The organism is uncultured Albimonas sp. (genome assembly GCF_963977235.1).
Lineage (GTDB): Bacteria > Pseudomonadota > Alphaproteobacteria > Rhodobacterales > Rhodobacteraceae > Albimonas.
Genome location: NZ_CAXBOD010000015.1, coordinates 19,336 through 44,782, shown reverse-complemented (window position 1 = coordinate 44,782; position 25,447 = coordinate 19,336). Strand labels below are relative to the sequence as shown.

At 72.8% G+C, this 25,447-nt stretch carries 27 protein-coding genes, 1 tRNA gene and 1 riboswitch; of the genes, 18 read left to right on the top strand and 10 right to left on the bottom strand.

Features of this window, described 5'->3' with window-relative positions; all coding sequences use genetic code 11:
* The first annotated feature begins 34 nt into the window (after positions 1-34).
* Both AAC134_RS09945 and AAC134_RS09940 read left to right on the top strand, forming a co-directional pair.
* Entirely contained in the window at positions 35-1,267 is a 1,233-nt protein-coding gene (locus tag AAC134_RS09945; protein WP_339948932.1) for an MFS transporter, read from the top strand.
* Positions 1,268-1,343: 76 nt separating this feature from the next.
* Positions 1,344-2,405 carry a dipeptidase gene (locus tag AAC134_RS09940; protein ID WP_339948931.1) on the top strand — a complete coding sequence of 354 codons (1,062 nt, stop codon included), beginning with the start codon at positions 1,344-1,346 and terminating at the stop codon, positions 2,403-2,405.
* Between the two features lie 232 nt (positions 2,406-2,637).
* On the opposite strand, the gene hspQ is transcribed toward AAC134_RS09940, so the two are convergent.
* Complete coding sequence (gene hspQ, locus AAC134_RS09935) at positions 2,638-2,979, bottom strand: heat shock protein HspQ (RefSeq protein WP_339948930.1); 342 nt, start codon at positions 2,977-2,979, stop codon at positions 2,638-2,640.
* A gap of 282 nt (positions 2,980-3,261) precedes the next feature.
* Between hspQ and AAC134_RS09930 the strand changes: the two genes are divergently transcribed.
* Together AAC134_RS09930 and AAC134_RS09925 are read left to right on the top strand one after the other, a co-directional pair.
* Positions 3,262-4,158: an AEC family transporter gene (locus tag AAC134_RS09930; protein ID WP_339948929.1), complete on the top strand. Its 897-nt coding sequence runs from the start codon at positions 3,262-3,264 to the stop codon at positions 4,156-4,158.
* Positions 4,159-4,250: 92 nt separating this feature from the next.
* Positions 4,251-4,826 (top strand): transglycosylase SLT domain-containing protein, encoded by a 576-nt coding sequence (locus AAC134_RS09925; protein WP_339948928.1) that lies wholly within the window; start codon positions 4,251-4,253, stop codon positions 4,824-4,826.
* Between the two features lie 209 nt (positions 4,827-5,035).
* Here the strand turns inward: AAC134_RS09925 and AAC134_RS09920 are convergent, their stop codons facing one another.
* Both AAC134_RS09920 and AAC134_RS09915 read right to left on the bottom strand, forming a co-directional pair.
* Positions 5,036-5,653: a response regulator transcription factor gene (locus tag AAC134_RS09920; protein ID WP_339948927.1), complete on the bottom strand. Its 618-nt coding sequence runs from the start codon at positions 5,651-5,653 to the stop codon at positions 5,036-5,038.
* A 167-nt stretch (positions 5,654-5,820) separates the two neighbouring features.
* On the bottom strand, positions 5,821-6,315 hold the full coding sequence (locus AAC134_RS09915) for a globin domain-containing protein (RefSeq protein ID WP_339948926.1): 495 nt from the start codon (positions 6,313-6,315) through the stop codon (positions 5,821-5,823).
* 503 nt (positions 6,316-6,818) lie between these two features.
* Here AAC134_RS09915 and AAC134_RS09910 point away from each other — a divergent pair.
* The 4 genes from AAC134_RS09910 (at position 6,819) to thiD (ending at position 10,127) form a co-directional block, all read left to right on the top strand.
* Positions 6,819-7,649 (top strand): MurR/RpiR family transcriptional regulator, encoded by an 831-nt coding sequence (locus tag AAC134_RS09910; RefSeq protein WP_339948925.1) that lies wholly within the window; start codon positions 6,819-6,821, stop codon positions 7,647-7,649.
* 49 nt (positions 7,650-7,698) lie between these two features.
* Positions 7,699-7,789, top strand: a riboswitch (TPP riboswitch).
* 48 nt (positions 7,790-7,837) lie between these two features.
* Positions 7,838-8,644 carry a hydroxyethylthiazole kinase gene (thiM, locus tag AAC134_RS09905; RefSeq protein WP_339948924.1) on the top strand — a complete coding sequence of 269 codons (807 nt, stop codon included), beginning with the start codon at positions 7,838-7,840 and terminating at the stop codon, positions 8,642-8,644.
* Entirely contained in the window at positions 8,641-9,273 is a 633-nt protein-coding gene (gene thiE, locus AAC134_RS09900; protein WP_339948923.1) for a thiamine phosphate synthase, read from the top strand. The genes thiM and thiE overlap by 4 nt, the downstream gene beginning before the upstream one ends.
* 41 nt (positions 9,274-9,314) lie before the next feature.
* Positions 9,315-10,127 (top strand): bifunctional hydroxymethylpyrimidine kinase/phosphomethylpyrimidine kinase, encoded by an 813-nt coding sequence (gene thiD / locus AAC134_RS09895; protein WP_339948922.1) that lies wholly within the window; start codon positions 9,315-9,317, stop codon positions 10,125-10,127.
* A 106-nt stretch (positions 10,128-10,233) separates the two neighbouring features.
* On the opposite strand, the gene AAC134_RS09890 is transcribed toward thiD, so the two are convergent.
* Positions 10,234-10,554, bottom strand: a complete 321-nt coding sequence (locus AAC134_RS09890) for a DUF1476 domain-containing protein (RefSeq protein WP_339948921.1) — start codon at positions 10,552-10,554, stop codon at positions 10,234-10,236.
* Between the two features lie 199 nt (positions 10,555-10,753).
* Here AAC134_RS09890 and purC point away from each other — a divergent pair, with 199 nt between their 5' ends.
* From purC to AAC134_RS09840, 10 genes are all read left to right on the top strand, one after another.
* On the top strand, positions 10,754-11,518 hold the full coding sequence (gene purC, locus AAC134_RS09885) for a phosphoribosylaminoimidazolesuccinocarboxamide synthase (protein WP_339948920.1): 765 nt from the start codon (positions 10,754-10,756) through the stop codon (positions 11,516-11,518).
* Between the two features lie 109 nt (positions 11,519-11,627).
* A complete protein-coding gene (locus AAC134_RS09880; protein ID WP_339948919.1) occupies positions 11,628-12,404 on the top strand; it encodes a DsbA family protein in 777 nt (258 codons plus the stop codon).
* 209 nt (positions 12,405-12,613) lie between these two features.
* Complete coding sequence (gene purS, locus AAC134_RS09875) at positions 12,614-12,853, top strand: phosphoribosylformylglycinamidine synthase subunit PurS (RefSeq protein ID WP_339948918.1); 240 nt, start codon at positions 12,614-12,616, stop codon at positions 12,851-12,853.
* The gene (gene purQ, locus AAC134_RS09870) at positions 12,853-13,527 is read left to right on the top strand and encodes a phosphoribosylformylglycinamidine synthase subunit PurQ (protein WP_339948917.1); all 675 of its coding nucleotides are present in this window, start codon (positions 12,853-12,855) and stop codon (positions 13,525-13,527) included. Before purS ends, purQ begins: the two co-directional genes overlap by 1 nt.
* A gap of 211 nt (positions 13,528-13,738) precedes the next feature.
* Positions 13,739-13,815 (top strand) — tRNA-Pro (locus tag AAC134_RS09865).
* Between the two features lie 82 nt (positions 13,816-13,897).
* Positions 13,898-15,013, top strand: coding sequence for a 2'-deoxycytidine 5'-triphosphate deaminase (locus AAC134_RS09860; RefSeq protein ID WP_339948916.1), 1,116 nt, complete (start codon positions 13,898-13,900; stop codon positions 15,011-15,013).
* A gap of 119 nt (positions 15,014-15,132) precedes the next feature.
* The gene (locus AAC134_RS09855; RefSeq protein WP_339948915.1) at positions 15,133-16,617 is read left to right on the top strand and encodes an alkaline phosphatase; all 1,485 of its coding nucleotides are present in this window, start codon (positions 15,133-15,135) and stop codon (positions 16,615-16,617) included.
* Positions 16,618-16,755: 138 nt separating this feature from the next.
* Complete coding sequence (locus tag AAC134_RS09850) at positions 16,756-17,223, top strand: hypothetical protein (RefSeq protein WP_339948914.1); 468 nt, start codon at positions 16,756-16,758, stop codon at positions 17,221-17,223.
* Complete coding sequence (locus AAC134_RS09845; protein ID WP_339948913.1) at positions 17,220-17,927, top strand: ATP-binding cassette domain-containing protein; 708 nt, start codon at positions 17,220-17,222, stop codon at positions 17,925-17,927. Before AAC134_RS09850 ends, AAC134_RS09845 begins: the two co-directional genes overlap by 4 nt.
* On the top strand, positions 17,927-19,255 hold the full coding sequence (locus AAC134_RS09840; RefSeq protein ID WP_339948912.1) for an ABC transporter permease: 1,329 nt from the start codon (positions 17,927-17,929) through the stop codon (positions 19,253-19,255). The genes AAC134_RS09845 and AAC134_RS09840 overlap by 1 nt, the downstream gene beginning before the upstream one ends.
* Before the next feature lie 11 nt (positions 19,256-19,266).
* Here the strand turns inward: AAC134_RS09840 and atzF are convergent, their stop codons facing one another.
* The 6 genes from atzF to AAC134_RS09810 are packed head-to-tail and all read right to left on the bottom strand — an operon-like array spanning position 19,267 to position 25,398.
* Complete coding sequence (atzF, locus tag AAC134_RS09835) at positions 19,267-21,072, bottom strand: allophanate hydrolase (protein WP_339948911.1); 1,806 nt, start codon at positions 21,070-21,072, stop codon at positions 19,267-19,269.
* A gap of 35 nt (positions 21,073-21,107) precedes the next feature.
* Positions 21,108-21,485: a cupin domain-containing protein gene (locus AAC134_RS09830; RefSeq protein ID WP_339948910.1), complete on the bottom strand. Its 378-nt coding sequence runs from the start codon at positions 21,483-21,485 to the stop codon at positions 21,108-21,110.
* Positions 21,478-22,143 carry an isochorismatase family cysteine hydrolase gene (locus tag AAC134_RS09825; protein ID WP_339948909.1) on the bottom strand — a complete coding sequence of 222 codons (666 nt, stop codon included), beginning with the start codon at positions 22,141-22,143 and terminating at the stop codon, positions 21,478-21,480. The genes AAC134_RS09830 and AAC134_RS09825 overlap by 8 nt, the downstream gene beginning before the upstream one ends.
* A complete protein-coding gene (locus tag AAC134_RS09820) occupies positions 22,143-23,669 on the bottom strand; it encodes an ABC transporter ATP-binding protein (protein ID WP_339948908.1) in 1,527 nt (508 codons plus the stop codon). Before AAC134_RS09820 ends, AAC134_RS09825 begins: the two co-directional genes overlap by 1 nt.
* On the bottom strand, positions 23,666-24,385 hold the full coding sequence (locus AAC134_RS09815; protein WP_339948907.1) for an isochorismatase family cysteine hydrolase: 720 nt from the start codon (positions 24,383-24,385) through the stop codon (positions 23,666-23,668). The genes AAC134_RS09820 and AAC134_RS09815 overlap by 4 nt, the downstream gene beginning before the upstream one ends.
* On the bottom strand, positions 24,382-25,398 hold the full coding sequence (locus tag AAC134_RS09810; RefSeq protein ID WP_339948906.1) for a formamidase: 1,017 nt from the start codon (positions 25,396-25,398) through the stop codon (positions 24,382-24,384). Before AAC134_RS09810 ends, AAC134_RS09815 begins: the two co-directional genes overlap by 4 nt.
* Positions 25,399-25,447 lie beyond the last annotated feature (49 nt).

Sequence of the window (25,447 nt, the reverse complement as noted above, 5' to 3'; positions counted from 1 at the left end):
GCGAGGGGCCGTCCGCCACACGGACCGATCACGCATGACGAGGGACAGCGAAGCGCCGAGCCCCCCCGCGCCAGGCGGCGCGGACGCGCCCCCTCCCGACCGGCTGGCCGTTGCGGTGATCTCGCTGGGCCAGCTGCTGGCCTGGTCGGCGCTCTACTACACCTTCCCCGCCCTGCTGCCGCGGCTCGAGGCCGAGTTCGCGGCCTCCGCCCTGCCCGCCTCGCTGGGGATGACGCTGTCGCTGGCCGCAATGGCCTGCCTCGCCCCCACCGCGGGGCGCTGGGTCGACCGGGGGCGGGCGCCCTGGATGATGCCCGCCGGGGCGCTGCTGGGCGCGGCGGGGCTGAGCCTGACCGCGCTGGCCGGCTCGCAGCTCCTGTTCCTCGCCGGCTGGGCGGCGGTCGGCGCCGGCGCCGCCTTCTGCCTCTATGAGCCCTGCTTCGCCCTGCTGACCCGCGCGCGCGGCATGGCCGCCCGCCGCGCCATCGCCGCCGTCACCCTGACCGCGGGCTTCGCGACGCTGGTCTCGTTCCCCGCCAACGCCGCGCTGGAAGCGGCCTTCGGCTGGCGCGGCGCGGCGCTCGGCATGGCCGGCGTCGCCGCGCTCGCCGCCGCGCCCCTGCTCGCCTGGTCCGCCCGCCGGATCGAGCGCGAGGCGCCTCCCCGCGCCCCCGGCGCGCCGGTCTCCCGCGGGTTCGGCGTGCTGACCGCGATGCGCCGGCCCGGCGTGGCGCGGATCGTGGCGGCGTTCCTGGGCGCCTCGGTCGCCCACGGCGTGATCGCGGCCCACATGCTGCCGCTGCTGGCAGCCCAAGGCGTCCCTCAGGCCGTGGCGGTCAGCGTCGCCGCCGTGGTGGGTCCGATGCAGGTGCTCGGCCGGCTCGCCCTGATCGCCTCGCCCCCCGGCTGGCCGGCTCGGAGGTTGGCCACGGCCTCGCTCGGCGGGCTCGCGCTGGCCTCGGGGGCGCTGCTCTGCGCGGGCTGGGGTCTGGGGCTCGCCGGCGCCGCGGCCTTCGTGGCCCTTCAGGGCGTCAGCATCGGCACGGTGACGATCCTGCGCCCGGTGGTGCTGGCCGAGACCTCGGGGACCGGCGACTACGGCTCGGTCTCGGGCGCCGCGGCCCTCGCCTGGATCGCGGGCATGGCCGCCGCGCCTTCGCTCGGCGGCGCCCTGCGCTCGCTGGGCGGGGCCGACGCCACGCTGATCGTCACGCTGCTCCTGTCCCTCTCCGGCGCCCTGTTGCTCAGGCCCCGCCCCCGCGCCTGACCCGGTTTTCACCGCCGCCGATCCGCCCTAGGCTCGCCCCCGCGCAGTCCGCGCGCCGCCTCCCGAGGAGCCCTTCATGTCCGCCACCCCTCCCGTCTTCGACGGTCACAACGACGCGCTTCTCAAGCTCTGGCGCGCCGAGGAGGGCGGTCGTTCGCCCGAGGACCTGTTTATCGAAGGCTGCGGCGGCCACCTCGACCTGCCCCGCATGCAGGCGGGCGGCATGGGCGGCGGCTTCTTCGCCTGCTTCGCCCCCAACGACGACTTCTCGATGGGCTTCGGCCGCGAGGAGGGGGGCGAGGGCTACTCCGTGCCCCTGCCCGACGACCTCCCCCGCTCCCGCGCGCTCGAGATCACGCTTGCCGAGGCCGGCATCCTTCTGCGTCTGCAGGCCCGCGGCGCCCTCGAGGTCGTGCGCACCGCCGCGCAGATCGAGACCTGCCTCGCCGAGGGTCGCCTCGCCGCCATCCTCCACATCGAGGGAGCAGAGGCCATCGACCCCGAGTTCCGCGCCCTCGACGTCCTTGAGGCGGCGGGCCTCCGCTCGCTGGGCCCGGTGTGGAGCCGCAACAACATCTTCGCCCACGGCGCGCCGTTCCGCTTCCCCTCGACGCCCGACACCGGGCCGGGCCTGACCGAACTGGGCCGCGAGCTGGTGCGCGAGTGCGACCGCCGCCGGATCATGATCGACCTGTCCCACATCACCGAGACCGGCTTCTGGGATGTGGCCGGATTGTCGACCCGGCCGCTGGTCGCCACCCACTCCAACGCCCATGCGATCTGCCCGCACGCGCGCAACCTGACCGACCGCCAGCTCGACGCGATCCGCGAGAGCGACGGGATGGTGGGCGTGAACCTCGCCACCGGCTTCCTGCGCCCGGACGGCATGATGGGCCCGATGGAGACGCTCGACGGTCTGGTCGCCCATTTCGCCTACCTGGTCGAGCGGGTGGGCGAGGACCGCGTCGGCCTCGGCTCCGACTTCGACGGCGCGCGCATTCCCGCCCCGATCGGCGACGCGGCCGGCCTGCCCGCCCTGCGCACGGCGCTGGAGGCGGCCGGCATGGGGGGCGAGATGCTCGAAAAGCTGTGCTGGAAGAACTGGACCCGTGTCCTGAAAGCCACCTGGGGCGCCTGACCGGAACCGGCGCGCCTGGCAAAGGCGCAAGAACACTTTGCGCTCCCTGGCGGGAGCGCAGCGGTCTGCGGGCGCCCTGCGGGCGGGCTTGGCGGCGCCTCGCGGAAGCCCGCGGTCGAAGCGAGTCCCAGTGCGCCGACCGATCGGGCCGGAGGATTCGGCTCCGTCCCGCGGCGCGAAACCCTGATCGGCCTGCGCGCCGTGCCGGCGATCAGGCCAGACGCCGGTCCGCTCAGTGGGTCTGGATCGAGGCGATCTCGTACTGGCCGCCGTCCAGCTCGCCGAACAGCTCGTGGACCTGGGGATGCTCCACCGGGTCGCCGGTCTCGTCGGGCAGCAGGTTCTGTTCCGAGACATAGGCGTGGTAGTAGCTCGTCTCGTTCTCGGCCAGCAGATGGTAGAAGGGCTGATCCTTCACGGGGCGGCTCTCCTCCGGGATCGCCTGCCACCACTCCTCGGTGTTCGCGAACTCGGGATCCACATCGAACACCACGCCGCGGAACGGGTGGATGCGATGACGCACCACCTGCCCGATGCAGAACTTGGCTTCGCGATGCATGAGGCTGTGGGCCATCCGGGTCCCCGGCGTCTTGCGAGTCTCTTGGGCGTGATTGTCCATCCCGAAACCTAGGAAATCGTTCACGCGCTGTCCAGAGCGGCGCCGCAGCGCAACATCACGCGCGTCTCAGCCGCGCCCTGCCCCCTGCCGCCTGACGCCGGCGCGCCACAGGGCTGCGCCGGCCGCCGCATCGACGCCCGGCCGCGCGCATGGTAACGCGGCTTCACGTCCCCGGCAGCGGCCGCCGCCCGGGTCCCGGGGCGCGCGCGCCGACCGGGACGAGGGGACCGCCCAGAGATGGACATCGCAATCCAGGTGCTCGAGATCGTGGCGCCCGTGTTCCTGCTGGGGCTGGTCGGCTTCGGCTGGGTCAAGGGCGGACACGAGTACCGGGTCGATTTCGTCACCCGCATGTGTTTCTCGATCGCGTTGCCGGCGCTGCTGTTCACCGCGCTCGCCAACGCCGAGCTCGACCCCGACGCCTTCGCCCGGCTCGCCGGGGCCTCGTTGCTGGCCTATCTCGCGGCGGGCTTCGGGCTGTGGATCCTGCTGCGCCTCTCGGGCCTGTCGAGCCGCACCTGGCTCGCCCCCCTCACCTTCGGCAACACCGGCAACGTGGGCCTGCCGCTGGCGATGTTCGCCTTCGGCGACGAGGGGCTCGCCCAGGCCGCCGTCATCTTCGCCGTCATGGCCTGTCTGAGCTTCACGGTCGGCGTCTGGATCGTCTCGGGCGGCGGCTCGCCCAAGGAGGCGGCCAAGCAGCCGATCTTCTACGGCGCGGCCTTCGGCCTGATCTTCGCGCTGATGGACTGGGAGCTGCCGCTGTTCCTGATGCGCTCGCTGGAGCTTGCCGGCCAGATGGCGATCCCGCTGATGCTGGTGACGCTGGGCGTCTCGGTCGCTCGGCTGACGGTGAAAGGCGTGGGGCCGGCCATCGTGCTCTCGGTCCTGCGGATCGGGGTCTGCGGCGTCGCGGGCTGGGGCGCGGCGCAGGCGCTAGGGGTGGATCTTTCGGGAAGCCACGCGCTCGTCCTGCAGATGATCATGCCGGTCGCCGTCACCTCCTATCTGATGGCCGAGCGCTACGCGGCCGAGCCCGAGCGCGTGGCCGGCGCCGTCGTCGTCTCGACCCTGGTGGCGGTCCTGACCATCCCGCTCGCGCTGGCGCTGATGCTGCCGGACGCAGGGTTCTGAACGACGCGCTTCAACGTCGGCCCGCAATGCGCTATATTGGTTCGCAATAACGAGCAGACGACCAACCGACCGAAACAGGCGGACCCGACATGATGGCGCGCATCACGGCCGCGTCGCTCCTGGCGCTGGGGATCCTCTCCGGCTGCGCGAGCGACTCCCAACCCGACAACGTCGAGAACGCCTGCGCGATCTTCGACGACCGCCCCCACTGGGAGCGGGCGATCTTCCGCGCCGAGCGCAAGTGGAACGCCCCCGCCCACGTGGCCATGGCGATCATCTGGAAGGAAAGCTCCTTCCGCGACGACGCCGCCCCGCCGAAGAAATACATTCTGGGCTTCATTCCCAACGGCCGCATTTCCTCGGCCTACGGGTTCAGCCAGGCCATCGACGGCACCTGGGACTGGTACAAGAAGGAGACCGGGAACAGCGGCGCCGACCGGGACGACTTCGACGACGCCTCGGACTTCGTCGGATGGTACATGGCCAAGAGCAACAATCTCGACGGCATCGCGATGACCGACGCCTACAACCAGTATCTGGCCTATCACGAGGGCCACGCCGGCTTCCGCAGCGGGCGCTGGAAGGACAAGGCCTGGCTGCGCCGCGTCGCCTCCGAGGTGCATCGCAAGTCCCTGGAATACGAGCGCCACATCGCCGTGTGCACCTGACGCGGCGCGGCAGGCCGCACGGCGAAAGCCGCGGCGCGCGCGCGCCCCGGGACTGACCCGGGGCCTCGCGCGGCCATGGCCGGATCGGCCAATCTCCCAAGAATTCTCCGGGTGTTCCGCCCTCTGGGTGTCTTCGCACGCCGCTGCGCTTCGCAGCCGCCCGCGTCGACATGCGTCGCCGCAGGGTTCGACCGCGCCTCGAGGCGTCGTCAGGCGATCCCCGCCTCCCTCGCGACCATCGCCGCCTGGGTCCGGTTCCGGGCGTCCAGCTTCCGGCACAGGGTCTTCACGTGCAGCTTCACCGTCACCTCCTGCAGCTCCAGCTCCCGCGCGATCTCCTTGTTGGAGAGGCCCCGGCAGAGGCCGCCCAGCACCTGTCGCTCCCGCTCCGAGAGCTTGTCCTCCAGCGGGTGCGTCGCCGCCTCGGGCTCGGGCGCGGTCATGAAGGCGACGGGGGCGTAGATCTCACCGGCCAGCATGAAGCGCACCGCATGGACCAGCGAGGCGGCGGCCAGGGTCTTGGGAAGGAAGCCCGCCGCGCCCGCGTCCAGCGCCTCGCGCGCCACCTGCCGGCTCGCGGCGCCCGACATCAGCGCCACCGGCAGCCCGCCATTCAGGCTCAGCGCGCGGCAGAGCCCGTCGAGCCCGTGCATGCCCGGCATCTCGTAGTCCAGCAGCACCAGGTCGAAGGGGCCTTCGCCCTCGATCCGGCGAACCGCCTCGGTCAGGCACTCGGCCGATCCGACCTGCAGATCCGGCTCCCGCGCCAGGAACGCGCACAGCGCATCGCGCACCAGCGCGTGGTCGTCGGCGATCAGCAGGCGCATCGGCTGCGCCTCCCGTCGATGCAGGCGGAGCCTGCGCAGGCAGGGGCTGGGCAGGCAGAGGCTGGGGCGTCGGTCGGACCGACGGGGCGGGGTTCGGCGCCGCGATGGATCATGTCTCGACTCCGGCCAGGGGGGAATCATTGGCCGGCAGGTAACGCGATCAGGCGTTAGCGTTCGGTGTCCGCGCCGCCGGTTCCGGCCTCCTGCGCGGCGGCCCTGCCCGGCGCGCACAGGCCCGCGCCGCCCACTTCGGGGTAGGCTGCTCCGATCATCGTCCGCGCGAGCTGGTCATAGGCCGCGACCCAGGCCTCGCGCGCCCTGGGCGTGAATCTCTCGCCCAACTGCTGCTCCAGCATCCAGATCAGCGCCCGCCCCACGGCGGCGTAGTCCTCGGGCCGCACGCCATAGCCGACGTGGCGCAGCGCCAGTTCGGCCACCGGGCCGCGCAGGGCCATGGGACGATCAAGCGACTCGATCACCAGCGCCAGCGTCTCGGTCAGCTTTCGCCCCTGCTCGGCCGGATCGCCGGCGAACAGGACCTGGCTCTCGGGGAGGATCTGGAACAGCCGCCCGTAGAACAGCCCGGCCGCAAGACTGCGCTCGGCGAAGACCGGCGCCCAGGTGGCGCGGATTGCCGCGATCTGCTCCGCATCGAGATCCATGTCGCCCTCCGGCCGAAGTCCCGCACCGTCATTCTACCGGGAGTCGGCGCCACGTCGAGCGGCAAAGGCGCCCAGGACGAATCGGCCCTGGGCCGCCTTCCGGCCGGACATGAGCGGATCGCCAGGCCGGTTCACGGCGCCGGGCGTGGGGACGCCCGGCGCCGATCCTGCGGGTGAGAACGCCGCCGGGCCTGGGAAAGCCCTCCGCGGCCGGGGCGCCGTTGCGTCCCCCTCCGCATCTGCGCCCTTTCAAGCTACGCGGGCGCGCAGATCCCCGATGGGCAAGCTACCGGTTTCCTTGGCTCGGAACGTCTGGGGTGGCGGTCCGAGCCGTCGGGGGTCTGCAGTTCGAGGCGGGTCTGGGGCCGCCGCGAACCTTGAAAGCAGGATGAAACTGATCTTTCATCTCGTCAATGGGAATGAAACCGCCCTTTCAAAGCGAATCGACTCCCGCGGCGCCCGCGACGCGGGAACCCCCTCCGGCCGCCGGCGCCGAATCCTCGTTGATCCAGCGCATCCATCGCGTCTACGCGGCTCTGCCCGACGGCGAGCGCAGCGCCGTCGACCTGGTGCTCGAGGGCCCCGGAGAGCTCGCTCTGTGGTCGGCGGCCGAGCTCGCCTCGCGCGCCGGCGTCTCCGCGCCCACCGTCTCGCGGCTGTTCCGCCGGCTCGGATACGCCTCCTACGACGAGGCGCGTCGCGACTCGCGCGCGCTGCGGGCGGCGGGATCTCCCCTCTATCGGGGCGATCCGATCCCGGGCGGCGCGGAGGCCGACGGCGTGCTCGCCCGCCACCAGGCCGCCGAGATCGCCGCGCTGGAGACCACGTTCGCGCGCCTCGACCCGCGCGAGGCCACCGCCGCCGCGCACCGGCTGGCGACGGCGCCGCGGATGCGGGTGGCAGGCTTCCGCAACAGCTATTTCGTGGCCGAGTATGCGCGGATGCTGTTCAGCCAGATCCGGCCCGACGTGCAGCTGCTCAACTGGAGCGGGCAGACCGCCGCCGAGTCGCTGGGCGACGTGGGCCCCGAGGACGCCGTGCTGCTGATCGACCTGCGCCGCCGTCCCGCGGGGTTCGCGACCTTCGCAGGGACCCTGGCCGAGACCGGCGCCGACGTGGTCGCCATCTCGGACTCCTCGACGCGCCCCGGCGCGGGCGAGTCGTGGACGCTCGCCTGCGCCGTGAACACGCCCCAGACCTTCGACGCGCCCGGCCCGGCCTTCGCCCTCGTGCGGCTGCTGGCCTGCGAGGCGATGCTGCGCCTCGGCCCCGCCGCCCGCCGCCGCATCGAGCGGATCGAGCAGCTTCACGACTCCCTCTCCGACCTCGCCTGACCGCGCCCGCGCCTTGCATCCTCCCGCGCCGGCGGTCTAGCGTCCGCCCCAGACGCGACAGGGGCGCCCGTCAGGGCTGAGACGCACCCTTGGAACCTGATCCGGATCGCACCGGCGGAGGGAGTCGCGACGGGACCGCCCCTCGCCGTCCCGCCGCGCCCTCCCCGCCGACCTTGGGAGGACCGACCATGAGCCAGACCGCAGACCTGACGCCCGGCGCTCGCCTCGCGGCCATGCGCGCGGGCGCGCCGCTGGTTCACAACATCACCAACTACGTGGCGATGAACGTGATGGCCAACGCGCTGCTGGCCGCCGGCGCCTCGCCCGCCATGGTCCACGCGCGCGAGGAGGCGGCGGGCTTTGCCGCCATCGCCGCCGCGCTGACCGTGAACATCGGCACCCTGTCCCCGCCCTGGGCCGAGGCGATGGAGGCCGCCGCAGCCTCGGCCGTCGCCCACGGCAAGCCCTGGGTCCTCGACCCCGTCGCCGTCTTCGCCTCCCCCTACCGGACCGAGGTCTGCGCCCGCCTCGTCGCGCTCAGCCCCACCGTGATCCGGGGCAACGCCTCCGAGATCCTGGCGCTCGCCGGCGGGACCGCGGGGGCGGCCGGGGCCGACGCGGGCGACGAGGTCTCGGCGGCCGAGGCCGGCGCGCGCGCCCTCGCCCTGCGCAGCGGCGCGGTGGTGGCGGTGACCGGCCCGGTCGACTTCCTCACCGACGGGAGCCGCGCGTTCCGGGTGGCCAACGGCCATGCGCTGATGCCGAAGGTCACCGCGCTCGGCTGCTCGCTGACCGGCGTGGTCGCGGCCTTCGTGGCCACCGGCGAGGACCCGCTGGCCGCCACCGCCGCCGCGCTGGCCTTCTACGGCCTCGCCGGAGAGCGCGCGGCGACGGGCGCGGCCGGCCCCGGCAGCTTCGCCGTCGCCTTCATCGACGCGCTGCATGCGCTGAGCCCCGCCGACCTCGACGCCGGCGCGCGGATCGAGACCGCATGACCCGGCCGCCCTTCGACCCGCGCCTCTGCCTCGTCACCGACCCCTCGGCCCCCGCCGGGGTGGTCGAGACCGCCGTAGCCGCCGCCCGCGGCGGCGCGGCCCTGATCCAGCTGCGCGACAAGACCGCCCCCGACGCCGAACTGCTGGCGACCGCCCGCGCCCTGCGCGAGGCGCTCGGCCCCTTCCCCCACGCCCGCCTGCTGATTAACGACCGCCCCGACATCGCGCTCGAGGCCGGCGCCCACGGCGCCCACGTCGGCCAGACCGACGCAGAAATCGCCGAGGCGCGCCGCATTCTCGGTCCCAACGCGATCCTGGGCCTGTCGATCGAGAATCCCGCGCAGCTTGCCGACGTCGACTGGTCGGCCGTCGACTACATCGGCGCCGGCCCGGTCTTCGCCACGCCCAGCAAGACCGACGCCGCTCCGCCGATTGGCTTCGAGGGCCTCGCGGTTCTGGCCGCCGGCGCCCCGGTCCCCACACTCGCCATCGGCCGGATGACCGCCGCGCATGCCGGCGCCGCCCGTCGCGCCGGCGCCGCCGGCCTCGCCGTGGTCTCCGCCCTCTGCGCCGCGCAGGACCCGCAGGCCGCCGCCCGCGCCATCCTCGCCGCCTGGGACGCCGGCTGATCGCCGCGCGCCCCCGACCTCTCTGGCCAAGGAAATCCCCCATGCCCCGCGCCGTTCCCAACATCCTGTCGATCGCCGGCTCCGACCCCTCGGGCGGGGCCGGGATCCAGGCCGACCTGAAGACGATCTCGGCGCTCGGCGGCTACGCCATGGCCGCGCTGACCGGCCTGACCGTGCAGAACACCCGCGGCGTGCGCGACCTGCACATGCTGCCCCCCGCCTTCGTCGCGGCCCAGGTCGAGGCGGTGTTCGACGACGTCCCCGTCGATGCGGTCAAACTCGGCATGCTCGGCGCGCCCGAGGTGGTCCAGGCGGTGGCCGGGGTCCTCGCCGCGCGTCGTCCGCCCGTGGTGGTGCTCGATCCGGTGATGGTCGCCAAGGGCGGCGCCCGCCTGCTCGCGCCCGAGGCCGAAGCCGCCATGCGCGCCCTCCTCCCCCTCGCCGACGTGCTGACCCCGAACCTGCCCGAGGCCGCGGTCCTGCTCGGCGCGCCCGAGATTACGACCGAGGACGAGATGCTCGCGACCGCCCGCGCGCTGCTGGCGCTGGGCCCCCGGGCGGTGCTGCTGAAAGGCGGCCATCTTCCCGGCGACCGCCCCAGCCCCGACCTGCTGGCCTGGGACGGCGGCGCCCTGCCCCTGCCGGGCGAGCGCATCGTCACCCGCAACGCGCACGGCGCGGGCTGCACGCTGTCCTCGGCGCTCGCCACGCAGCTCGCCCTGACCGGGGGCGACCTGCCCGAGGCGGCGCGGCGCGCGAAGGCCTATGTCGCCGCGGCGATGCGCGCCGCCGACCGTCTCGACGCGGGCGGAGGGCACGGCCCGCTCGATCACTTCTTCGCCCTGCGCGGCTGAGCGCACGCCCGCGCCGCACGGCGCACGAAAAAGGCGGCGCGCCAGCCGGGCGCGCCGCCTTGTCTCTCTCGTCGCGCGCCCCCGGGCCCGGGGGCGTCCGCGGGTCCTACTCGACCTCGCCCATCAGCTGGGTCTTGGCCACCGCCATCAGCTCCTGCATCTTGGCGCGCAGCTCGCCCGCGGGCGCGCCCTTCGCCTCGAGGTCGGCCTTAACCTTGCGGAACACGTCCTCGTCGCCAGCCTCCTTGAGATCCTCGACAACGATCGAGCGCGCGTAGTCCGCCGCCGCATCGCCCTCGAGCCCCATCAGCCCGGCCGCCCACAGTCCCAGCAGCCGGTTGCGGCGGGCCTCGGCGCGAAAGCGCATCTCCTCGTCGTGGGCGTACTTGCTTTCGAACGCCTTTTCGCGATCGTCGAACGTGGTCATCGCGGTCCTCCGTATGTCGCCGCTCCGGGCCTCCCCCGGCGTGGCCCCCTATATAGGCGAGCCGCGCCGCGGACCCCATAGGCGCCCTAACTTCGATCCGCCTAAGAATCCTTGCGACAGGTCAATCGAGCGACTAAATGGCAGGCCCCGGCGCGCGGGATCCTCCCGCGCGCCCGTTGATCTTTTTCCGGGGCTCCCGATGGCGCGACGCAGACTGGTCTACGAAGGCAAGGCGAAGATCCTCTATGAGGGTCCCGAGCCGGGCACGTTGATCCAGCACTTCAAGGACGACGCCACAGCCTTCAACGCCGAGAAGAAGGACGTCATCGACGGCAAGGGGGTGCTCAACAACCGCATCTCCGAGCATATCATGACCGGCCTGAACGAAATCGGCGTTCCCACCCATTTCATCCGCCGCCTCAACATGCGCGAGCAGCTGATCCGCGCGGTCGAGATCATTCCGCTCGAGATCGTGGTGCGCAACGTCGCCGCCGGGTCGCTGGCCAAGCGCCTGGGGCTCGAGGAGGGGATGCAGCTCCCCCGCCCGATCATCGAGTTCTACTACAAGGACGACAAGCTCGGCGATCCGATGGTCACCGAGGAGCATATCGCGGCGTTCAACTGGGCCTCCCAGCAGGACGTCGACGACATCATCGCCCTGGCGCTGCGCGTCAACGACTTCCTCTCGGGCATGATGCTGGGCGTCGGCATCCGCCTGGTGGACTTCAAGATCGAGTGCGGCCGCATCTACGAGGGCGACTACCAGCGCGTCATCGTCGCCGACGAGATCAGCCCGGACAGCTGCCGCCTGTGGGACGTCAAGTCGGGCCAGAAGCTCGACAAGGACGTGTTCCGCCGCGATCTCGGCGACCTGGCCGACGCCTATTCGGAGGTCGCCTCGCGCCTGGGCATAATGCCCCGCCGCAACGGCCGCGCGGGCGTCGGACCCAAGCTGGTCCACTGACCCCGCCGCGAGGCGCAGGCCCGGACATGAAACGGCGCCCGCCCCCCGGCGGGCGCCGTTCCTTTGCGCGCCCCGGATCGAAGCTCCCCCCTCCCGTCCCCGAGGCCCGATGACCCTGCGCACCCTCGCCGCCGCCGCGCTCGCCGCGATCCTGATCGTCGCGATCGCGGCCGCCGCCTGGACCGGCCTGCGCCGCGTATCGGGGACCGAGTTCGTGGCCCTCGAGTCCCACCCCGGCTTCCGTCGCCTCGCCTCCGGCCCGGGCGCCGCGCCCGCGGCGAGCTCGGGCGCGGGCGCGGCGCTTGTCGGCCTGGACGGCCGCGCCCGCCCCGCGCCGCCCACGCCCGGAGAGCTCTGCGGCCTGATCTGGTCCGCCCCCGGCGTCCCGGCCCAGGGTCCGCTCGCCTCCCCGCAGCGCATCGCGGTGTTCTCCGACGCCAACTGCCCCTACTGCCGCCGCCTCGACGAGATCGTGGCCGCGCTCGCCGAGGACCGCCCCGACCTGCGCATCGTCCACCACGAATGGCCGGTGCTGGGCGAGGGCTCCCGCCTCGCCGCCCGCGCAACCCTCGCCGCCGCCGCCCAGGGCGCGGCCGAGCCGATGCGCCGGCGCCTGCTGGCCGCGCGCTTCGTGATCACCCCGGCCTATCTCGAGCGGGCGGCGGCCGCCCTCGACCTCGACCCCGCGCGGCTGGTCCGCGAGATGCGCTCCCGCCGGGTCGAGGCCGCCCTCGCCGCCACCTCGCGCGCCGCCGAAACGCTCGGCTTCCTCGGCACGCCCGCGGTGGTGATCGGAGGAACCCTTGTCACCGGCGCCGTCTCCCGCGGCGCGATCGACCGCCTGCTGGCGCTCGAGGCCGACCGCTCCGACGCCCCCTGCCGCTGAGCCCACCGGCGCGACGCCTCCGCAGACCCGGGCCCGCAGGGCCCCGCGAGGGGGACGGCCGGGCGGGGCGATGCGGACGCGCAGCGGACGCGAGGGCCGCCCCGGCCGGCTGGCGCTCGCGTCCGCTGCGGCCCCCCGCCCGCTTGCCCCCTCGTGCGATCCGCGCTATCGCCCGGCGAAATCCCCCCAACGGCCCCGGGAGACCCGCCATGAAGGCCCGCGTCCACGTCTCGCTGAAAACCGGCGTGCTCGACCCGCAGGGCGAGGCGATCCGCCACGCGCTCGGGACCCTCGGCTTCGAGGGCGTCGAGGGCGTCCGCCAGGGCAAGCTGATCGAGCTCGAGCTCGCCCAGACCGACCCCGCCGCCGCCGAGGCCGAGGTCCGCAGGATGTGCGAGGCGCTGCTGGCCAACCCGGTGATCGAATCCTACTCGATCGAGATCGCCTGATGCGCGCCGCGGTCATCGTCTTCCCCGGCTCCAACTGCGACCGCGACATGCAGGTCGCCCTGCAGGCGGTCGCCTCCGCGCCGGTCGAGATGGTCTGGCACAAGGACACCGCGCTGCCCGGGGGCCTCGATCTGGTGGCCCTGCCCGGCGGCTTCTCGTTCGGCGACCACCTGCGCTGCGGCGCGATCGCGGGCAAGTCGCCGATCATGCGCGCCGTCTCCGATTTCGCCCACGCCGGCGGCCATGTCCTGGGCGTGTGCAACGGCTTCCAGATCCTGACCGAGACGGGTCTGCTCCCCGGCGCCCTGCTGCGCAACGGCGCCCTGAAGTTCCTCTGCAAGCCGGTTCCGCTGACCGTGAAGACCTCGGCCAGCCCGTTCACCTCCGCCTGGACCGCCGGCGACACGGCGCTGATCCCCATCGCCCACCACGACGGCGCCTACGTGGCCGATCCGCAGACGCTGGCCGAGCTCGAGGGCGAGGACCGCGTCGCCTTCGCCTATGCCGAGGGCGCCCCCAACGGGGCCGTCCACGACATCGCCGGCGTGCTCTCGGCCAACCGCCGGGTGCTGGGCATGATGCCCCACCCCGAGCGGGCTGTGGACCCCGCCCACGGCGGCGCAGACGGCGCGCCCCTGTTCCGCAGCCTCGCCGAGGCGCTCGTCTCCGCCTGAGCCGCGGCCCGTCCGTCCGCCCTGCAAGGCGCCGCGCCCCCGCGGCGCCTTTGTCGTTCCAGACCCTCCCGCCGCCGCCTGCGCGCCCTGAAGGACGCCGCCCTGGGCCCGCGCCCGCGCCTGCCTCGACGTCCTCGCGATCCATCGAAAAAACCTGTCCGGCGCCCTCTTGCCACCACCCCCGCGCCCGGCTAAACCCCGGCTCGTCGAGCGGGCTATAGCGCAGTCTGGTAGCGCGTCCGTCTGGGGGACGGGAGGTCGTAGGTTCGAATCCTGCTAGCCCGACCAATCGAGCGCCAGCCGGCAACGGCTGGCGCTCTTCGCATGGGCCCCCGGCTTCGCCGCGCCCGCCGCGAAGGGAGGGAGAGCCATGACCGCGCCCGCGCAGCCCGAGACGGGGCCGCAGCGCCCCGGCGTTCTGCCCTCCCAGGAACTCCGCGCCCTGATCGCACAGGGCCGCATCTCCGCCGACGTCCCGATCCCGGCCCCGCAGGTCCAGCCCGCCAGCCTCGACCTGCGGCTCGGGGCCATCGCCCACCGGGTGCGCGCCTCGTTCCTCACCGGCGCCGACTCGACGGTGACCGAGCGTCTCGAGCGCTTCGCCATGCACTCGATCGACCTCACCCAGGGCGCGGTGCTGGAGAAGGGCTGCGTCTACGTGATCCCGTTGCAGGAGCGTCTGGACCTGCCCGCCGACGTCTCCGCGGCGGCCAACGCCAAGTCCTCCACCGGGAGGCTCGATCTGCTCACCCGCCTGATCACCGACGGGGGAGAGGAGTTCGACCGCGTCGATCCCGGCTATTCCGGCCCCCTCTACGCCGAAATCTCCCCCCGCAGCTTCTCGGTCCTGGTGCGTCCCGGCATGCGCCTGAACCAGATCCGCCTGCGCCGCGGGAGCCTCGCGTTCTCCGACGACGACCTGCGCGCCCTGCATGCGCGCGAGCCGCTGGTCGACGTCGCCCCGATCATCGACCACGGCCTCGCCTTCTCGGTCGACCTGACGCAGCGGGGCGATCAGCCCGTCGGCTGGCGCGCCAAGCCCCACACCGGCCTGATCGACCTCGACCGCATCGCCGCCTACGAGGCGTCCGAGTTCTGGGAGCCGCTGTTCCCCGCCCCCCGCGGCGGCCTGATCCTCGATCCCGGCGCCTTCTACATCCTGGTCAGCCGCGAATCCGTGGCGATCCCGCCGAACTACGCCGCCGAGATGCAGCCCTACCTCGCCATGGCCGGAGAGTTCCGCGTCCACTACGCCGGCTTCTTCGACCCCGGCTTCGGCCACGCCTCGGCCGGGGGCGCAGGCTCCCGCGGGGTTCTCGAAGTCCGCTGCTACGAGGCGCCCTTCGCGCTCGAGCATGGCCAGGTCGTCGGGCGCCTGGTCTACGAGCCGATGGCCGAGATCCCCGACGTCCTCTACGGCGCCGATCTCGCCTCCAACTACCAAGGCCAGGGCCTGAAGCTCGCCAAGCAGTTCCGCGCGCCCTGACCGCGTCGGCCAGGAGCGTTATGAAATAACATAACGCCTTGATGTCACTCAATCTTCACGCCAGGCTTGCGGCCGCTCTGCTATCGCGTCGCCACGCAACCTGATCGAGGAGAGGGGACATGCTCCGCAATTCCGCCGCCCTGGCGCTGACGCTCGCCGTCGCGCTTCCGGCCGCAGCCCAGGACCTGCCGCAGGCCGGCAGCCAGTGGTTTGCCGACGCGCAGGCGGTGATCGAGGCCCGCAAGGCCGCGACCCCCAACACCAACCGCGCCCGGAACGTGATCCTGTTCGTCGCCGACGGGCTGGGCGTGGGCACCAACTACGCCGTGCGCGTCTTCGACGGCCAGCAGAAGGGCCTGCTGGGCGAAGAGAACGTCCTCCCCTACGAGGCGTTCCCCAACGTGGCGCTGGTCAAGACCTACAACATCAACGCCCAGACCCCCGACTCGGCCCCCACGGCCGGCGCGCTGAACACCGGCGTGAAGCAGCGCTTCAACCTCATCAACCTCGGCGAGAACGCGATCACCGGCGACTGCGCCTCCGAGGCCGACAACCGCCTGACCACCTTCGCCGAGATCGTCGAGGGCATGGGCAAGTCGGTGGGCATCGTCTCGACCGCCCGCCTGACCCACGCCACCCCGGCCGCGGTCTACGCCAAGACCGCCTACCGCAACTGGGAGGCCGAGGCGCCCGAGGGCTGCGCCGACATCGCCTCCCAGATGATCGAGGCCATCGAGACCGGCCTGGTCGACGTCGCCCTCGGCGGCGGCCGGCGCAACTTCCACGGCGCCGAGCAGATGGACGGCGACGGCAAGGGCGGCCGCCGCAAGGACGGCGTCGACCTGATCGCCGCCGCCCAGGACTCCGGCGTGCAGTACGCCTGGAACACGCAGACGGCCCAGGCCTTGAAGCTCGACGGCTCCGCCCCGATCCTCGGCCTCTTCGACGCCTCGCACATGAAATACGAGCATGACCGCCCCGAGGGCGAGATCGGCCTCGTCGACATGACCCGCATGGCCATCGAGACCCTCTCGACCAACGAGGAAGGCTTCTACCTCGAGATCGAGGCCGGCCGCGTCGACCATGCCAACCACGCGGGCAACCTGCACCGCACCCTGACCGATGGCGTCGCCTTCGCCCAGGCGGTGGCGCTGGCCGACGAGCTGACCGACGACGCCGACACGCTGATCATCGTCACCGCCGACCATGAGCACGCCATCGCCTTCAACGGCTACTGCGGCCGCGGCACCCCGATCACGGGCCTGTGCCACGACATCGACAACGCGGGCGTGAAGCACTCCGACGAACTGGTCACCGCCGACGACGACAAGCCCTACTCGGTCGTGGGCTATCTCAACGGCCCCGGCGCGGTGCTCAAGAAGGGCGAGGACGGCGTCTATTCGGGCGAGCGCGCCACCCTGACCCAGGCGCAGGCCACCGATCCCGACTTCCTCCAGGAAGCGCTGATCCCCAAGTCCTCCGAGACCCACTCGGGCGAGGACGTGGTCGCCTGGGCCAAGGGCCCCTGGGCGCATCTGCTGGGCGGCACCATCGAGCAGAACGTAATCTTCCACGTCATGCACGCCGCCGCGACGGCCGAGTGATCCTGCGCTAGGCTTCGCGGGGGCCCGCCGCGCGCGGGCCCCCGCCTTCCGTTCCGGCCCCCGACGCCTGCGCGCCGAGGCCCGCCACCAGGCGCGACGCCCCCGTCGGGGCCGCGCCGCGTCTCCCGGGAGACCGCCATGACCCTGCCCCGCCTCGCCGTCGCGCCCGCCCGCCGGGACCTGCTGCGCGCGGGCGTTGCGCTGGCCGCCGCGCCGCTCGCGCTGCGCGCGCCCGCAGCGCTGGCCGCCGACGAGCCGATCCGCCTGCGCGAGCTCTATGAGAAAGACCTGTCCTTCTCCCCCCTCGCCACCGACCTCGAAGGCGAGCGGGTGACGATCGAGGGCTTCATGGCCCCGCCCCTGAAGGCCGAAAGCCGGTTCTTCGTGCTCACCAACCGTCCGCTGGCCGTCTGCCCGTTCTGCGAGACCGAGGCCGACTGGCCCGACGACATCCTCGCCGTGCTCACCCGCCGGGTGGTCGACGTCGTCCCCTTCAACATCGCCATCGCGGTCTCCGGCCGCCTGTCGCTGGGCGCGGCCACCGACCCCGACACCGGGTTCGTCAGCCGCGTGCGCCTCGAAGAAGCCGAGGTCGACCGCGCATGAAGCATGAGCGTCCCGTCCCCGCCGGGACCCGCGCGCTCGCCCCCGGCGACCTGCGCATCGAGGGGCTGGAGGTCCGCGCCCCCGACGGCCGCACGATCCTCTCGGTCGACCGCCTGCGCGTGCCCGCCGGCGGGACGCTGGGCATCCAGGGGCCCTCGGGCGCGGGCAAGTCGACGCTGCTGCACGCGATCGCGGGCCTGGTTCCCGCCGCCGCGGGCCGGATCCTGTGGGGGGAGACCGACCTCGCCGCCCTGCCCGAGGCGGCCCGCGACGCCTTCCGCCGCCGCTCGCTGGGCATGATCTTCCAGGACTTCCTGCTGCTCGAGGAGCTATCCCCCCTCGACAACGCCGCCGTCTCCGCCGCCTGGGCGCCGCGCGCCGAGCGTCCCGCGATCCGCGCCCGCGCCGCCGAGCTGCTGGCGCGCTTCGGCGCCCCGACCACCGCGCGCAACGTCTCCGCCCTCTCGGGCGGCGAACGTCAGCGCATCGCCGCCGCGCGGGCGCTGGCGCGCAACCCCGCCGCGATCCTCGCCGACGAGCCCACCGCCAGCCTCGACCGCGAGAACGCCGACCGGCTGGTCGCCGACCTCCTCGCAGCCGCCCGCGACCGCGGGCGCACGGTGATCGCCGTCAGCCATGACGCCGCGATGATGTCGGCGATGGATCGCGTCATCCAGGTGGTCGACGGACAGGTGCGCCAGTGATGCCCGAGGCGGTTTCCGACCTCTGGCGCGCCCTGCCCAACGCGGCGCAGGATCTCGCGCTGACCCTGCTGCTGCTGGCCCCCGCGGCGGCGCTGGCGGCCCTTGCCATGCGCGGCCAGGCGCCCTGGCCGCTCGCCCGGGCGCTGCTGGTCCGCTTCCGCTGGACCAACCTGCTGTTCGCGGGTCTGATGGCCCTCTCGGTCGGCCTCGGCGGCGCGCTGCTGAGCCAGGAGCGAGCCCTGCGCCAGGCCGCCGCCCGCGCCGCCGGGCCGTTCGACGTGATCGTCGCGGCGCCGGGCGACGAGATCCGGGCGCTGCTCTCGACCGTCTACCTGCAGCCCGCCGCCGCCCTGCCGCTGCTGGGGCCCGAGGCGCTGCGCGCGATCCAGGCCGACCCGCGGGTCTCGCTCGCCGCCCCCGTCGCCTTCGGCGACAGTCACGCCGGCGCGCCCATCGTGGGCACGACCGCCGCGTTTCTCGACCGCCTCGCGGGCCCCCTGGCGGAGGGCCGCGCCTGGGCGCGCCATGGCGAGGCCATCGCCGGCGCCCATGCGGCGATGACGCTGGGCGAAACCGTCGCGCCCGCCCACGGCCATGGCGACGCGGCCGAAGCCGACGCCCACGCCGGCGAGTCCCTGCGCATCGTTGGCCGCATGTCCCCGACCGGCGGCCCCTGGGACCGCGCCATCCTCGTGCCCATCGAGACTCTGTGGGAGATGCACGGTCTCGCCCCCGGCCACGCGCCGGAACGGCCCGAGCAGCTGGGCCCCCCCTTCGACCCGGACTACTTCCCCGGCGCCCCGGCCTTCGTGCTGTCGGGCGAGCGCCTCGCCGACGCCTACGCCATCCGCGCCCGCCACGACGGCGAGGGGACCATGGCCTTCTTCCCCGGCGCCACGCTCGCCCGTCTGCATGCGGTGCTGGGCGACGTGCGCGAGGCGATGTCGCTGATGGCCGTCCTTACCCAGGCGCTGGCCGCCGCAGGCGTGCTGGCGGGGCTGGTGGCGCTGGCGCGTCTGTTCGCCCGACGCTTCGCCCTGCTGCGCGCGATGGGCGCGCCGCGGCGCTTCGTGCTGGGGGTGGTCTGGCTCTACGCCGCCAGCCTGCTGGGGGCGGGATGTCTTGCCGGACTGGCGCTGGGCTGGGCCTCGGCAGGGCTGGTCTCGGCCGCGCTTTCTGCACGGACCGACATGGCGGTCGCCGCCTCGCTCGGCTGGCCCGAGATCCAGCTCGCCGCCGCCGCCTTCTCGGCGGCCTCGCTTCTGGCGCTGGCCCCCGCCGTCGCCGCCTACCGGCGCGCCCCGGCCGAGGACCTGCGCGCCGGCTGAGGCTTCCGCGATCAGGCGGCGTCCGAGGCGCCCGCCGCGAGGTAGGCGCGCCAGCCGCCGTGGGCGGTGACGTCCTCGGCCCCCTCCAGGCCCGCCGCCTCGCACAGGAACCCCTTCACGCTCGAGCCGTCGGCGAGCTGCACCGTCCCGATCCCCAGCGGCGAGGGCACTCCGGCGATGAACGCTCCGAACCGGGCCATGGGGACGGCCCAGACCTCGACCGCGATCTGCGCGCCGTCCTTCGCGCGCACCATCCCGGGCCGCTTCGGCGGGCCGCCCGGCAGAGCGTAGAGGCGATAGTCGGCCGAGGTCGTGGTCGCGGCCAGGAACCGCGCCCCCAGCCGGGTCAGCTCCGGGTTCAGCGGCAGGCCCGACATGTGCGCGCCGACCGCCGCCAGCGCGATCTCGTCGTCCATCGCCGCGGCCGCGCGCTCCGGCCCCCGCGGCGCCGCCCACCCCGTCGCCCCCAGCGCGACGCCCGAGCGGTCGTGCAGCGTCTCGCCCAATGCGGCCAGCTGCGCGTCGCGCCCCGCGCGGCCCAGCAGCGTCACCGAACCCGGCCGCCCGTCGGCCCGCGCCGCCATCGGCACGGCCAGTCCGCACATGTCCAGCAGGTTCACGAAGTTGGTGTAAGTCCCGAAGTTGGAGTTCGGCGTCACCGGGTCCGCCTCGAGATCGGCCACCGAGTAGAAGGTGGGGATCGTCGGCACGGCCATCAGGTCGACCGCGTCCAGCATCGGCTGCACGATCCGCTTGAGCGCCTGCAGCGCGTACTGCCCCTTGAACGCGTCGGCGGCCGAGTATCCTTCCGCCTTGCCGATGATCGCGCGGGTGACCGGGTGCATCTCCTCGGGGCGGTCGCGGATGATCGCCTCGGTCGCGGCCCAGCGCTCGCCGACCCAGGGACCGTCGTAGAGCAGCCGCGCGATGTCGTAGAAGGGCTGGAAGTCGAGCTCCACCAGCTCCCCGCCCAGCGCCGCAAGCTCCTCCAGCGCGGCGTCGTAGGCGGCTTCCTGCGCGGCGTCGCCAAGGAAGATCCGCGTGGCGGGCGTCGGCACGCCGACCCTGAAGGCGGGGGGACAGGCCGCCAGCGCCGGCGTCGAGGCGGGCCGCGCGTAGGCGTCGGAGGGGTCGAACACCGCCGCCGCCCGGAACGCCGCCCAGGCGTCCCCCACGGTCAGCGCGAAGATCGAGATCGTGTCCAGCGACCGGCAGGCCGGGACCAGCCCGGTCGCCGAGATCGCCCCCAGCGACGGCTTCAGCCCCACGATGTTGTTCAGCGCCGCCGGCACCCGCCCCGAGCCCGCCGTGTCGGTCCCGAGCGAAAAGCTCACCAGCCCCCGCGCCACCGCCACCGCGGACCCCGAGGACGATCCCCCCGGCACGATCGCGGGATCCACCGCGTTCCTGGGGATCGGATAGGGCGAGCGCACGCCCACCAGCCCCGTGGCGAACTGGTCGAGGTTGGTCTTGCCCACCAGGATCGCGCCCGCCGCCTTCAGCGCCGCGACCGCCACCGCGTCCTGCGAGGGCTGGTAGGCCGAGGCGGGACAGGCGCAGGTGGTCGGGCAGCCGGCGGCGTCGATGTTGTCCTTGGCCGCGAAGGGCACGCCCCACAGCGGCATCGCGACGGGATCGAAGGGCGGCAGCGCCGCGGCGGCGGCCCCGGCGGTCTCGGGGTCCACGAGGTGGATGAAGATGCCGGGATCGCCCGCCGCCTCGATGCGCCGGTAGACTTCCGCGATCACCTCGATGGGCGAGACGCCGCGCGCGTAGGCCGCGTGAAGGGCCTGGATATGGAAGGGCAGGTCCTTCATGGGACGCCTCGCTTTCTTGGTTGCTCGGGCGGCGCTCAGGCCGGCTCCACGAATTCCACGGGGCGGGTCCAGTGGATCAGGACCACGCAGCCGTCCTCGGACCAGACGCTGTGCACGCTGCCCTCGGGATTGAAGACGATGTCGCCCGCCCGGGCCACACCGTTGTCGTCGGATTGGGACCCCTCGAGCACCACGATGGTCTCGAGCCCCGTATGCCGGTGCCGCGGCACCGAGGCGCCGGGCGCGTAGCGAAGAAGCGCGACCGCGGCGGGGCCCTCCGCCAGGCGGTGGATCTCCACCCCCTCGCGGAAGAACTCGAAAGGCAGCGCCTGCCAGCCGCCCGAAAGCGCCAGGGGCAGGAAGCCGCGCAGCACGGCGGGCGCGTCGGTGACGGGCGTCAGGGGATCAGACACCGATCGCCTCCCGGATCCGGTCGCTCGTGGCGGTCCAGCCGACGATGGCGCCCTGGGCGCGGATCATCTCGATGGCGGCCTGCTTGAAGGCGGGGAAGTAGGACTCGGTCGCATCGGTCGCGAGGATGCACTCATAGCCCCGGTCGTTGGCCTCGCGCATCGTGGTCTGCACGCAGACCTCGGTGGTGACGCCCGCAAAGACCAGCTGGCGCAGGCCCTTGGCCTGCAGCACCTGGCCGAAGTCGGTGGCATGGAAGGCGCCCTTGCCCGGCTTGTCGATCACGGTCTCGCCCTCCGCGGGATAAAGTTCGGGAATGATGTCCGCCCCCGGCTCGCCGGCGATCAGGATCCGGCCCATCGGCCCCGCGTCCCCGATCCGCAGCGCCGGAGACCCCCGGTCGCGCTTGGCGCGCGGCAGGTCCGACAGGTCCGGGCGGTGACACTCGCGCGTGTGGATCACCGGCAGGCCGGCGGCGCGGAACCCCGCGATCAGCCGCGCCGTCGTCGGGATGATCGCGCGCAGCAGGGAGACGTCGTTGCCCAGGCTCGCGCCGAAGCCGCCCGCCTCCATGAAGTCGCGCTGCATGTCGATCACCACCAGGCCCAGCGCCGAGGGGTCGAGCTCGATGGGGAACGGCTCGGCCGCGAGCGTCGCCATCACGCGTGCCCCGCCATGTGCCGGCCGATCTCGGCCACGTCCGCCTGGCCCGCCTCGACCTCATAAGCGAAGCGGCCCTCGGACATCACCAGGATGCGGTCCGACAGCTCCAGGATCTCGTCCAGGTCCTCCGACATCAGCAGCACCGCCGCGCCGGCGTTGCGCGCGGCCATGATCCGCTGGCGGATCTCTGCCACCGCGGTGAAGTCGAGCCCGAAGCACGGGTTGGAGATGATCAGCAGGTCCACCTCCCCCGAAAGCTCGCGGCTCAGCACCGCCCGCTGGACGTTGCCCCCCGAGAGGCTCTCGATCGGGCTTTCGAGGCTGGCGGTCCTGACCTTGAAGGCCTGCACCAGCTCGGCCCCCAGCCGGGTCATCCCCGCCCCGTCCAGCCACCGCCGCGCGCCCTTGCCGTTCACGTCGAAACTGCGGAACGCGATGTTCTCGGCCACGCTCATCTTCGGCGCGCAGGCGTTCTTCAGCGGCTCCTCGGGCAGATATCGCACCTTCAGGCGGCGCTGCTCCTCGCGGGTGGCGCGGTAGGGTACGCCGTGGACCTTGATGACGCCCGCCTCGCAGGGGCGCTGCCGGGTCAGGATCTCCATGAACTCCGACTGGCCGTTGCCCGAGACGCCGGCGATGCCCACGACCTCGCCCGCGCGCACCTCGAACCCGTCGATCTCGATCTGCCTGAGGCCGCTGCCGTCGGCGGCGCGCACGCCCTCGACCCGCAGCACCGCCTCGCCCGGGGTCCCGGTCCGCGCGGCGGACCTGGCCAGCGTCTCCGCCCCCACCATCAACTCGGCCATGTCGGCGTGGCTCAGGTCCGCGACCCGCCCGCCGCCGGTCTTCGCCCCCCGCCGCAGCACCGAGACCTCGTCCGCGAAGGCCGTCACCTCCCGGAACTTGTGAGAAATCATCAGCACCGAGATCTCGCCCGCCTCCGTCAGCCCCCGCACCACCCCCAGCACCTCGTCCGCCTCGGCGGGCGTGAGCACCGAGGTCGGCTCATCGAGGATCAGGAACCGCCGCCCGAGATAGAGCTGCTTGAGGATCTCGAGCTTCTGCCGCTCCCCCGCCGAGAGGCGCATCACCGGCACGTTCAGCGGCGCCTTGAACGGCATCGTGTCGATGAACGCCTCGAGGTCGCGCCGTTCGCGGCGCCAGTCGATGATCCTGGGCGCGTCCTCGCGGCTGATCACCAGGTTTTCGGCCGCGGTCAGCGAGGGGACCAGGGTGAAATGCTGGTAGACCATGCCCAGCCCCATGGCATGGGCGGCGCGGGGGTCGGGGATGTCGACCTCGCGCGCGCCCACGATCACCGAGCCTTCGGTGGGCGTATAGAAGCCCATCATGCATTTCACGAGCGTCGACTTGCCCGCGCCGTTCTCCCCCAGCAGGGCGTGGAACGAGCCCGGCGTCACCTTGATCGAGACATCCTTGAGCGCCGTGAAGCCGCCGAAGCGCTTGGTCATGCCGACCGTCTCGACGCCCAGCGCCTTGATCCCGGGGGGGAGGACGGTCATGCGCCCACGCCCTCCAGGCAGGCGATGTAGTCCGCCGAGTTCGAGACCGCCCCGAACACGCCCCCCTGCATCTTGATCATCTTGATGGCGGCGTGGTGGTTGCCCATGTCGGTCGCCCCGCAGCAGTCCTCGAGCAACAGGCACTCGAAGCCGCGGTCGTTGGCGTCGCGCATGGTGGTGTGCACGCACACGTCGGTGGTGATGCCGGTCAGCACGAAGTTCTGGATGCCCCTCGTGCGCAGCAGCAGTTCCAGGTCGGTGGCGTAGAAGCTGCCCTTGCCCGGCTTGTCGATGATCGGCTCGCCCGCGATGGGCGCCAGCTCCTCGATGATCTCCCACCCCGGCTCGCCACGGGTGAGGATGCGCCCGCAGGGCCCGGGATCGCCGATGCCGGCCCCGATGCGGCGCGAGCGCCAGCGCTTGTTTTCAGGCAGGTCGCCGAGATCCGGCCGGTGCCCCTCCCGCGTGTGGATCACCAGCCCGCCCCAGGCGCGCATGGCGGCCAGCACCGCCTTGATCGGCGCGATCGGGGCGCGGGTGTTCGACAGGTCGTAGCCCATCTTGTCCACATAGCCGCCGACGCCGCAGAAGTCGGTCTGCATGTCGATGACGATCAGCGCCGTGTTCTCCGGCCGCAGGTCGCCATTGTATGGCCAGGGATACGGGTCCGCGGCCAGCGGTCCGGTCGTCTCGACGATCCCATCCGTCACGTTCATTCCGCGGCCTCCTTCGCGCCGGGGCTGTAGGTCCGCTTGGGCTCGGGGAAGCCGCAGGAGGTTCCGTCGGTGATCTTCACCGCCTCCTCCCAGGGCAGCCGGGCCGTGCCTGCGACCATGTCCTGCATGAACGTGTAGGGGCAGTCCTGCGCGCCCCCCTTCACCGCCACGTAGCCGCGGTGGAACAGCTGGTAGATGTTGTTCTCCACCCCCCAGCCCGCGCGCGCCTCGCGCACCAGGTCCGGGCGCACCTCGGCCGAGATGATCTCGTCCGGCCGGCCCGAGGTCCCGTGCGCGACCACCGAGCCGTCGAAGTTGCAGATCATCCCCTCGCCCATCGAGTCGAAGGTCCCGTCAGAGCCGCACATGCACACGTTCGCGGTCACCATCAGGTTCTGGAAGGCGTTGGCCTGGTTGGTGAAGCGCCAGCTGTCGCGGATCGGGGCGGTGTAGCCAGCGGTGCGCAGCATAATCTCGGCGCCCTTGTAGGCGCATTCGCGCGCCATCTCGGGGAACATGCCGTCATGGCAGATGATCAGCGCCAGCTTGCAGCCCTTGGGGCCCTCGATCACCGGGATGCCCTGATCTCCCGGCTCCCACGGCTCCACCGGAACCCAGGGGTGCATCTTGCGGTAGTAGAGCTGGATCTCCCCCTGGTCGTCGATCACCAGGCCGGTGTTCCAGGGCATCCCGCCGGGGTTCTTCTCCATGATCGAGAAGCAGCCCCAGATCCGGTTGTCGATGCAGGCTTGCCGGAAAGCCGCCACCTCCGGCCCGTCGATCGCGCACATGATCGCCGGGTTGATGTCCATCGACAGGCCATGCAGCGCGTATTCGGGGAACACCACCAGGTCCATGCCCGCCATGTTGCGCCGGGCCTTGCCCACCATCTCGACGATCCGCGCGGTCTGGCGCGCCAGGTCCTCGGGCGTGACCACCACCGGCAACTGCAGCTGCACCAGTCCGATCACCACGCCGTTCGGGGAGGGGTTCAGTCCGCCCAGGCCGTTCATCGCGCTTCCTTTCTTTTCGTCCGCTGTCGCGAGGGCGCCATGCGCCTGC

Coding starts and splice junctions, on each gene's coding strand:
- AAC134_RS09945 (WP_339948932.1), top strand. CDS start 35: ATGACGAGGGACAGCGAAGCGCCGAGCCCCCCCGCGCCAGGCGGCGCG.
- AAC134_RS09940 (WP_339948931.1), top strand. CDS start 1,344: ATGTCCGCCACCCCTCCCGTCTTCGACGGTCACAACGACGCGCTTCTC.
- hspQ (WP_339948930.1), bottom strand. CDS start 2,979: ATGGCCCACAGCCTCATGCATCGCGAAGCCAAGTTCTGCATCGGGCAG.
- AAC134_RS09930 (WP_339948929.1), top strand. CDS start 3,262: ATGGACATCGCAATCCAGGTGCTCGAGATCGTGGCGCCCGTGTTCCTG.
- AAC134_RS09925 (WP_339948928.1), top strand. CDS start 4,251: ATGGCGCGCATCACGGCCGCGTCGCTCCTGGCGCTGGGGATCCTCTCC.
- AAC134_RS09920 (WP_339948927.1), bottom strand. CDS start 5,653: ATGCGCCTGCTGATCGCCGACGACCACGCGCTGGTGCGCGATGCGCTG.
- AAC134_RS09915 (WP_339948926.1), bottom strand. CDS start 6,315: ATGGATCTCGATGCGGAGCAGATCGCGGCAATCCGCGCCACCTGGGCG.
- thiM (WP_339948924.1), top strand. CDS start 7,838: ATGAGCCAGACCGCAGACCTGACGCCCGGCGCTCGCCTCGCGGCCATG.
- thiE (WP_339948923.1), top strand. CDS start 8,641: ATGACCCGGCCGCCCTTCGACCCGCGCCTCTGCCTCGTCACCGACCCC.
- thiD (WP_339948922.1), top strand. CDS start 9,315: ATGCCCCGCGCCGTTCCCAACATCCTGTCGATCGCCGGCTCCGACCCC.
- AAC134_RS09890 (WP_339948921.1), bottom strand. CDS start 10,554: ATGACCACGTTCGACGATCGCGAAAAGGCGTTCGAAAGCAAGTACGCC.
- purC (WP_339948920.1), top strand. CDS start 10,754: ATGGCGCGACGCAGACTGGTCTACGAAGGCAAGGCGAAGATCCTCTAT.
- AAC134_RS09880 (WP_339948919.1), top strand. CDS start 11,628: ATGACCCTGCGCACCCTCGCCGCCGCCGCGCTCGCCGCGATCCTGATC.
- purS (WP_339948918.1), top strand. CDS start 12,614: ATGAAGGCCCGCGTCCACGTCTCGCTGAAAACCGGCGTGCTCGACCCG.
- purQ (WP_339948917.1), top strand. CDS start 12,853: ATGCGCGCCGCGGTCATCGTCTTCCCCGGCTCCAACTGCGACCGCGAC.
- AAC134_RS09860 (WP_339948916.1), top strand. CDS start 13,898: ATGACCGCGCCCGCGCAGCCCGAGACGGGGCCGCAGCGCCCCGGCGTT.
- AAC134_RS09855 (WP_339948915.1), top strand. CDS start 15,133: ATGCTCCGCAATTCCGCCGCCCTGGCGCTGACGCTCGCCGTCGCGCTT.
- AAC134_RS09850 (WP_339948914.1), top strand. CDS start 16,756: ATGACCCTGCCCCGCCTCGCCGTCGCGCCCGCCCGCCGGGACCTGCTG.
- AAC134_RS09845 (WP_339948913.1), top strand. CDS start 17,220: ATGAAGCATGAGCGTCCCGTCCCCGCCGGGACCCGCGCGCTCGCCCCC.
- AAC134_RS09840 (WP_339948912.1), top strand. CDS start 17,927: ATGCCCGAGGCGGTTTCCGACCTCTGGCGCGCCCTGCCCAACGCGGCG.
- atzF (WP_339948911.1), bottom strand. CDS start 21,072: ATGAAGGACCTGCCCTTCCATATCCAGGCCCTTCACGCGGCCTACGCG.
- AAC134_RS09825 (WP_339948909.1), bottom strand. CDS start 22,143: ATGGCGACGCTCGCGGCCGAGCCGTTCCCCATCGAGCTCGACCCCTCG.
- AAC134_RS09820 (WP_339948908.1), bottom strand. CDS start 23,669: ATGACCGTCCTCCCCCCCGGGATCAAGGCGCTGGGCGTCGAGACGGTC.
- AAC134_RS09815 (WP_339948907.1), bottom strand. CDS start 24,385: ATGAACGTGACGGATGGGATCGTCGAGACGACCGGACCGCTGGCCGCG.
- AAC134_RS09810 (WP_339948906.1), bottom strand. CDS start 25,398: ATGAACGGCCTGGGCGGACTGAACCCCTCCCCGAACGGCGTGGTGATC.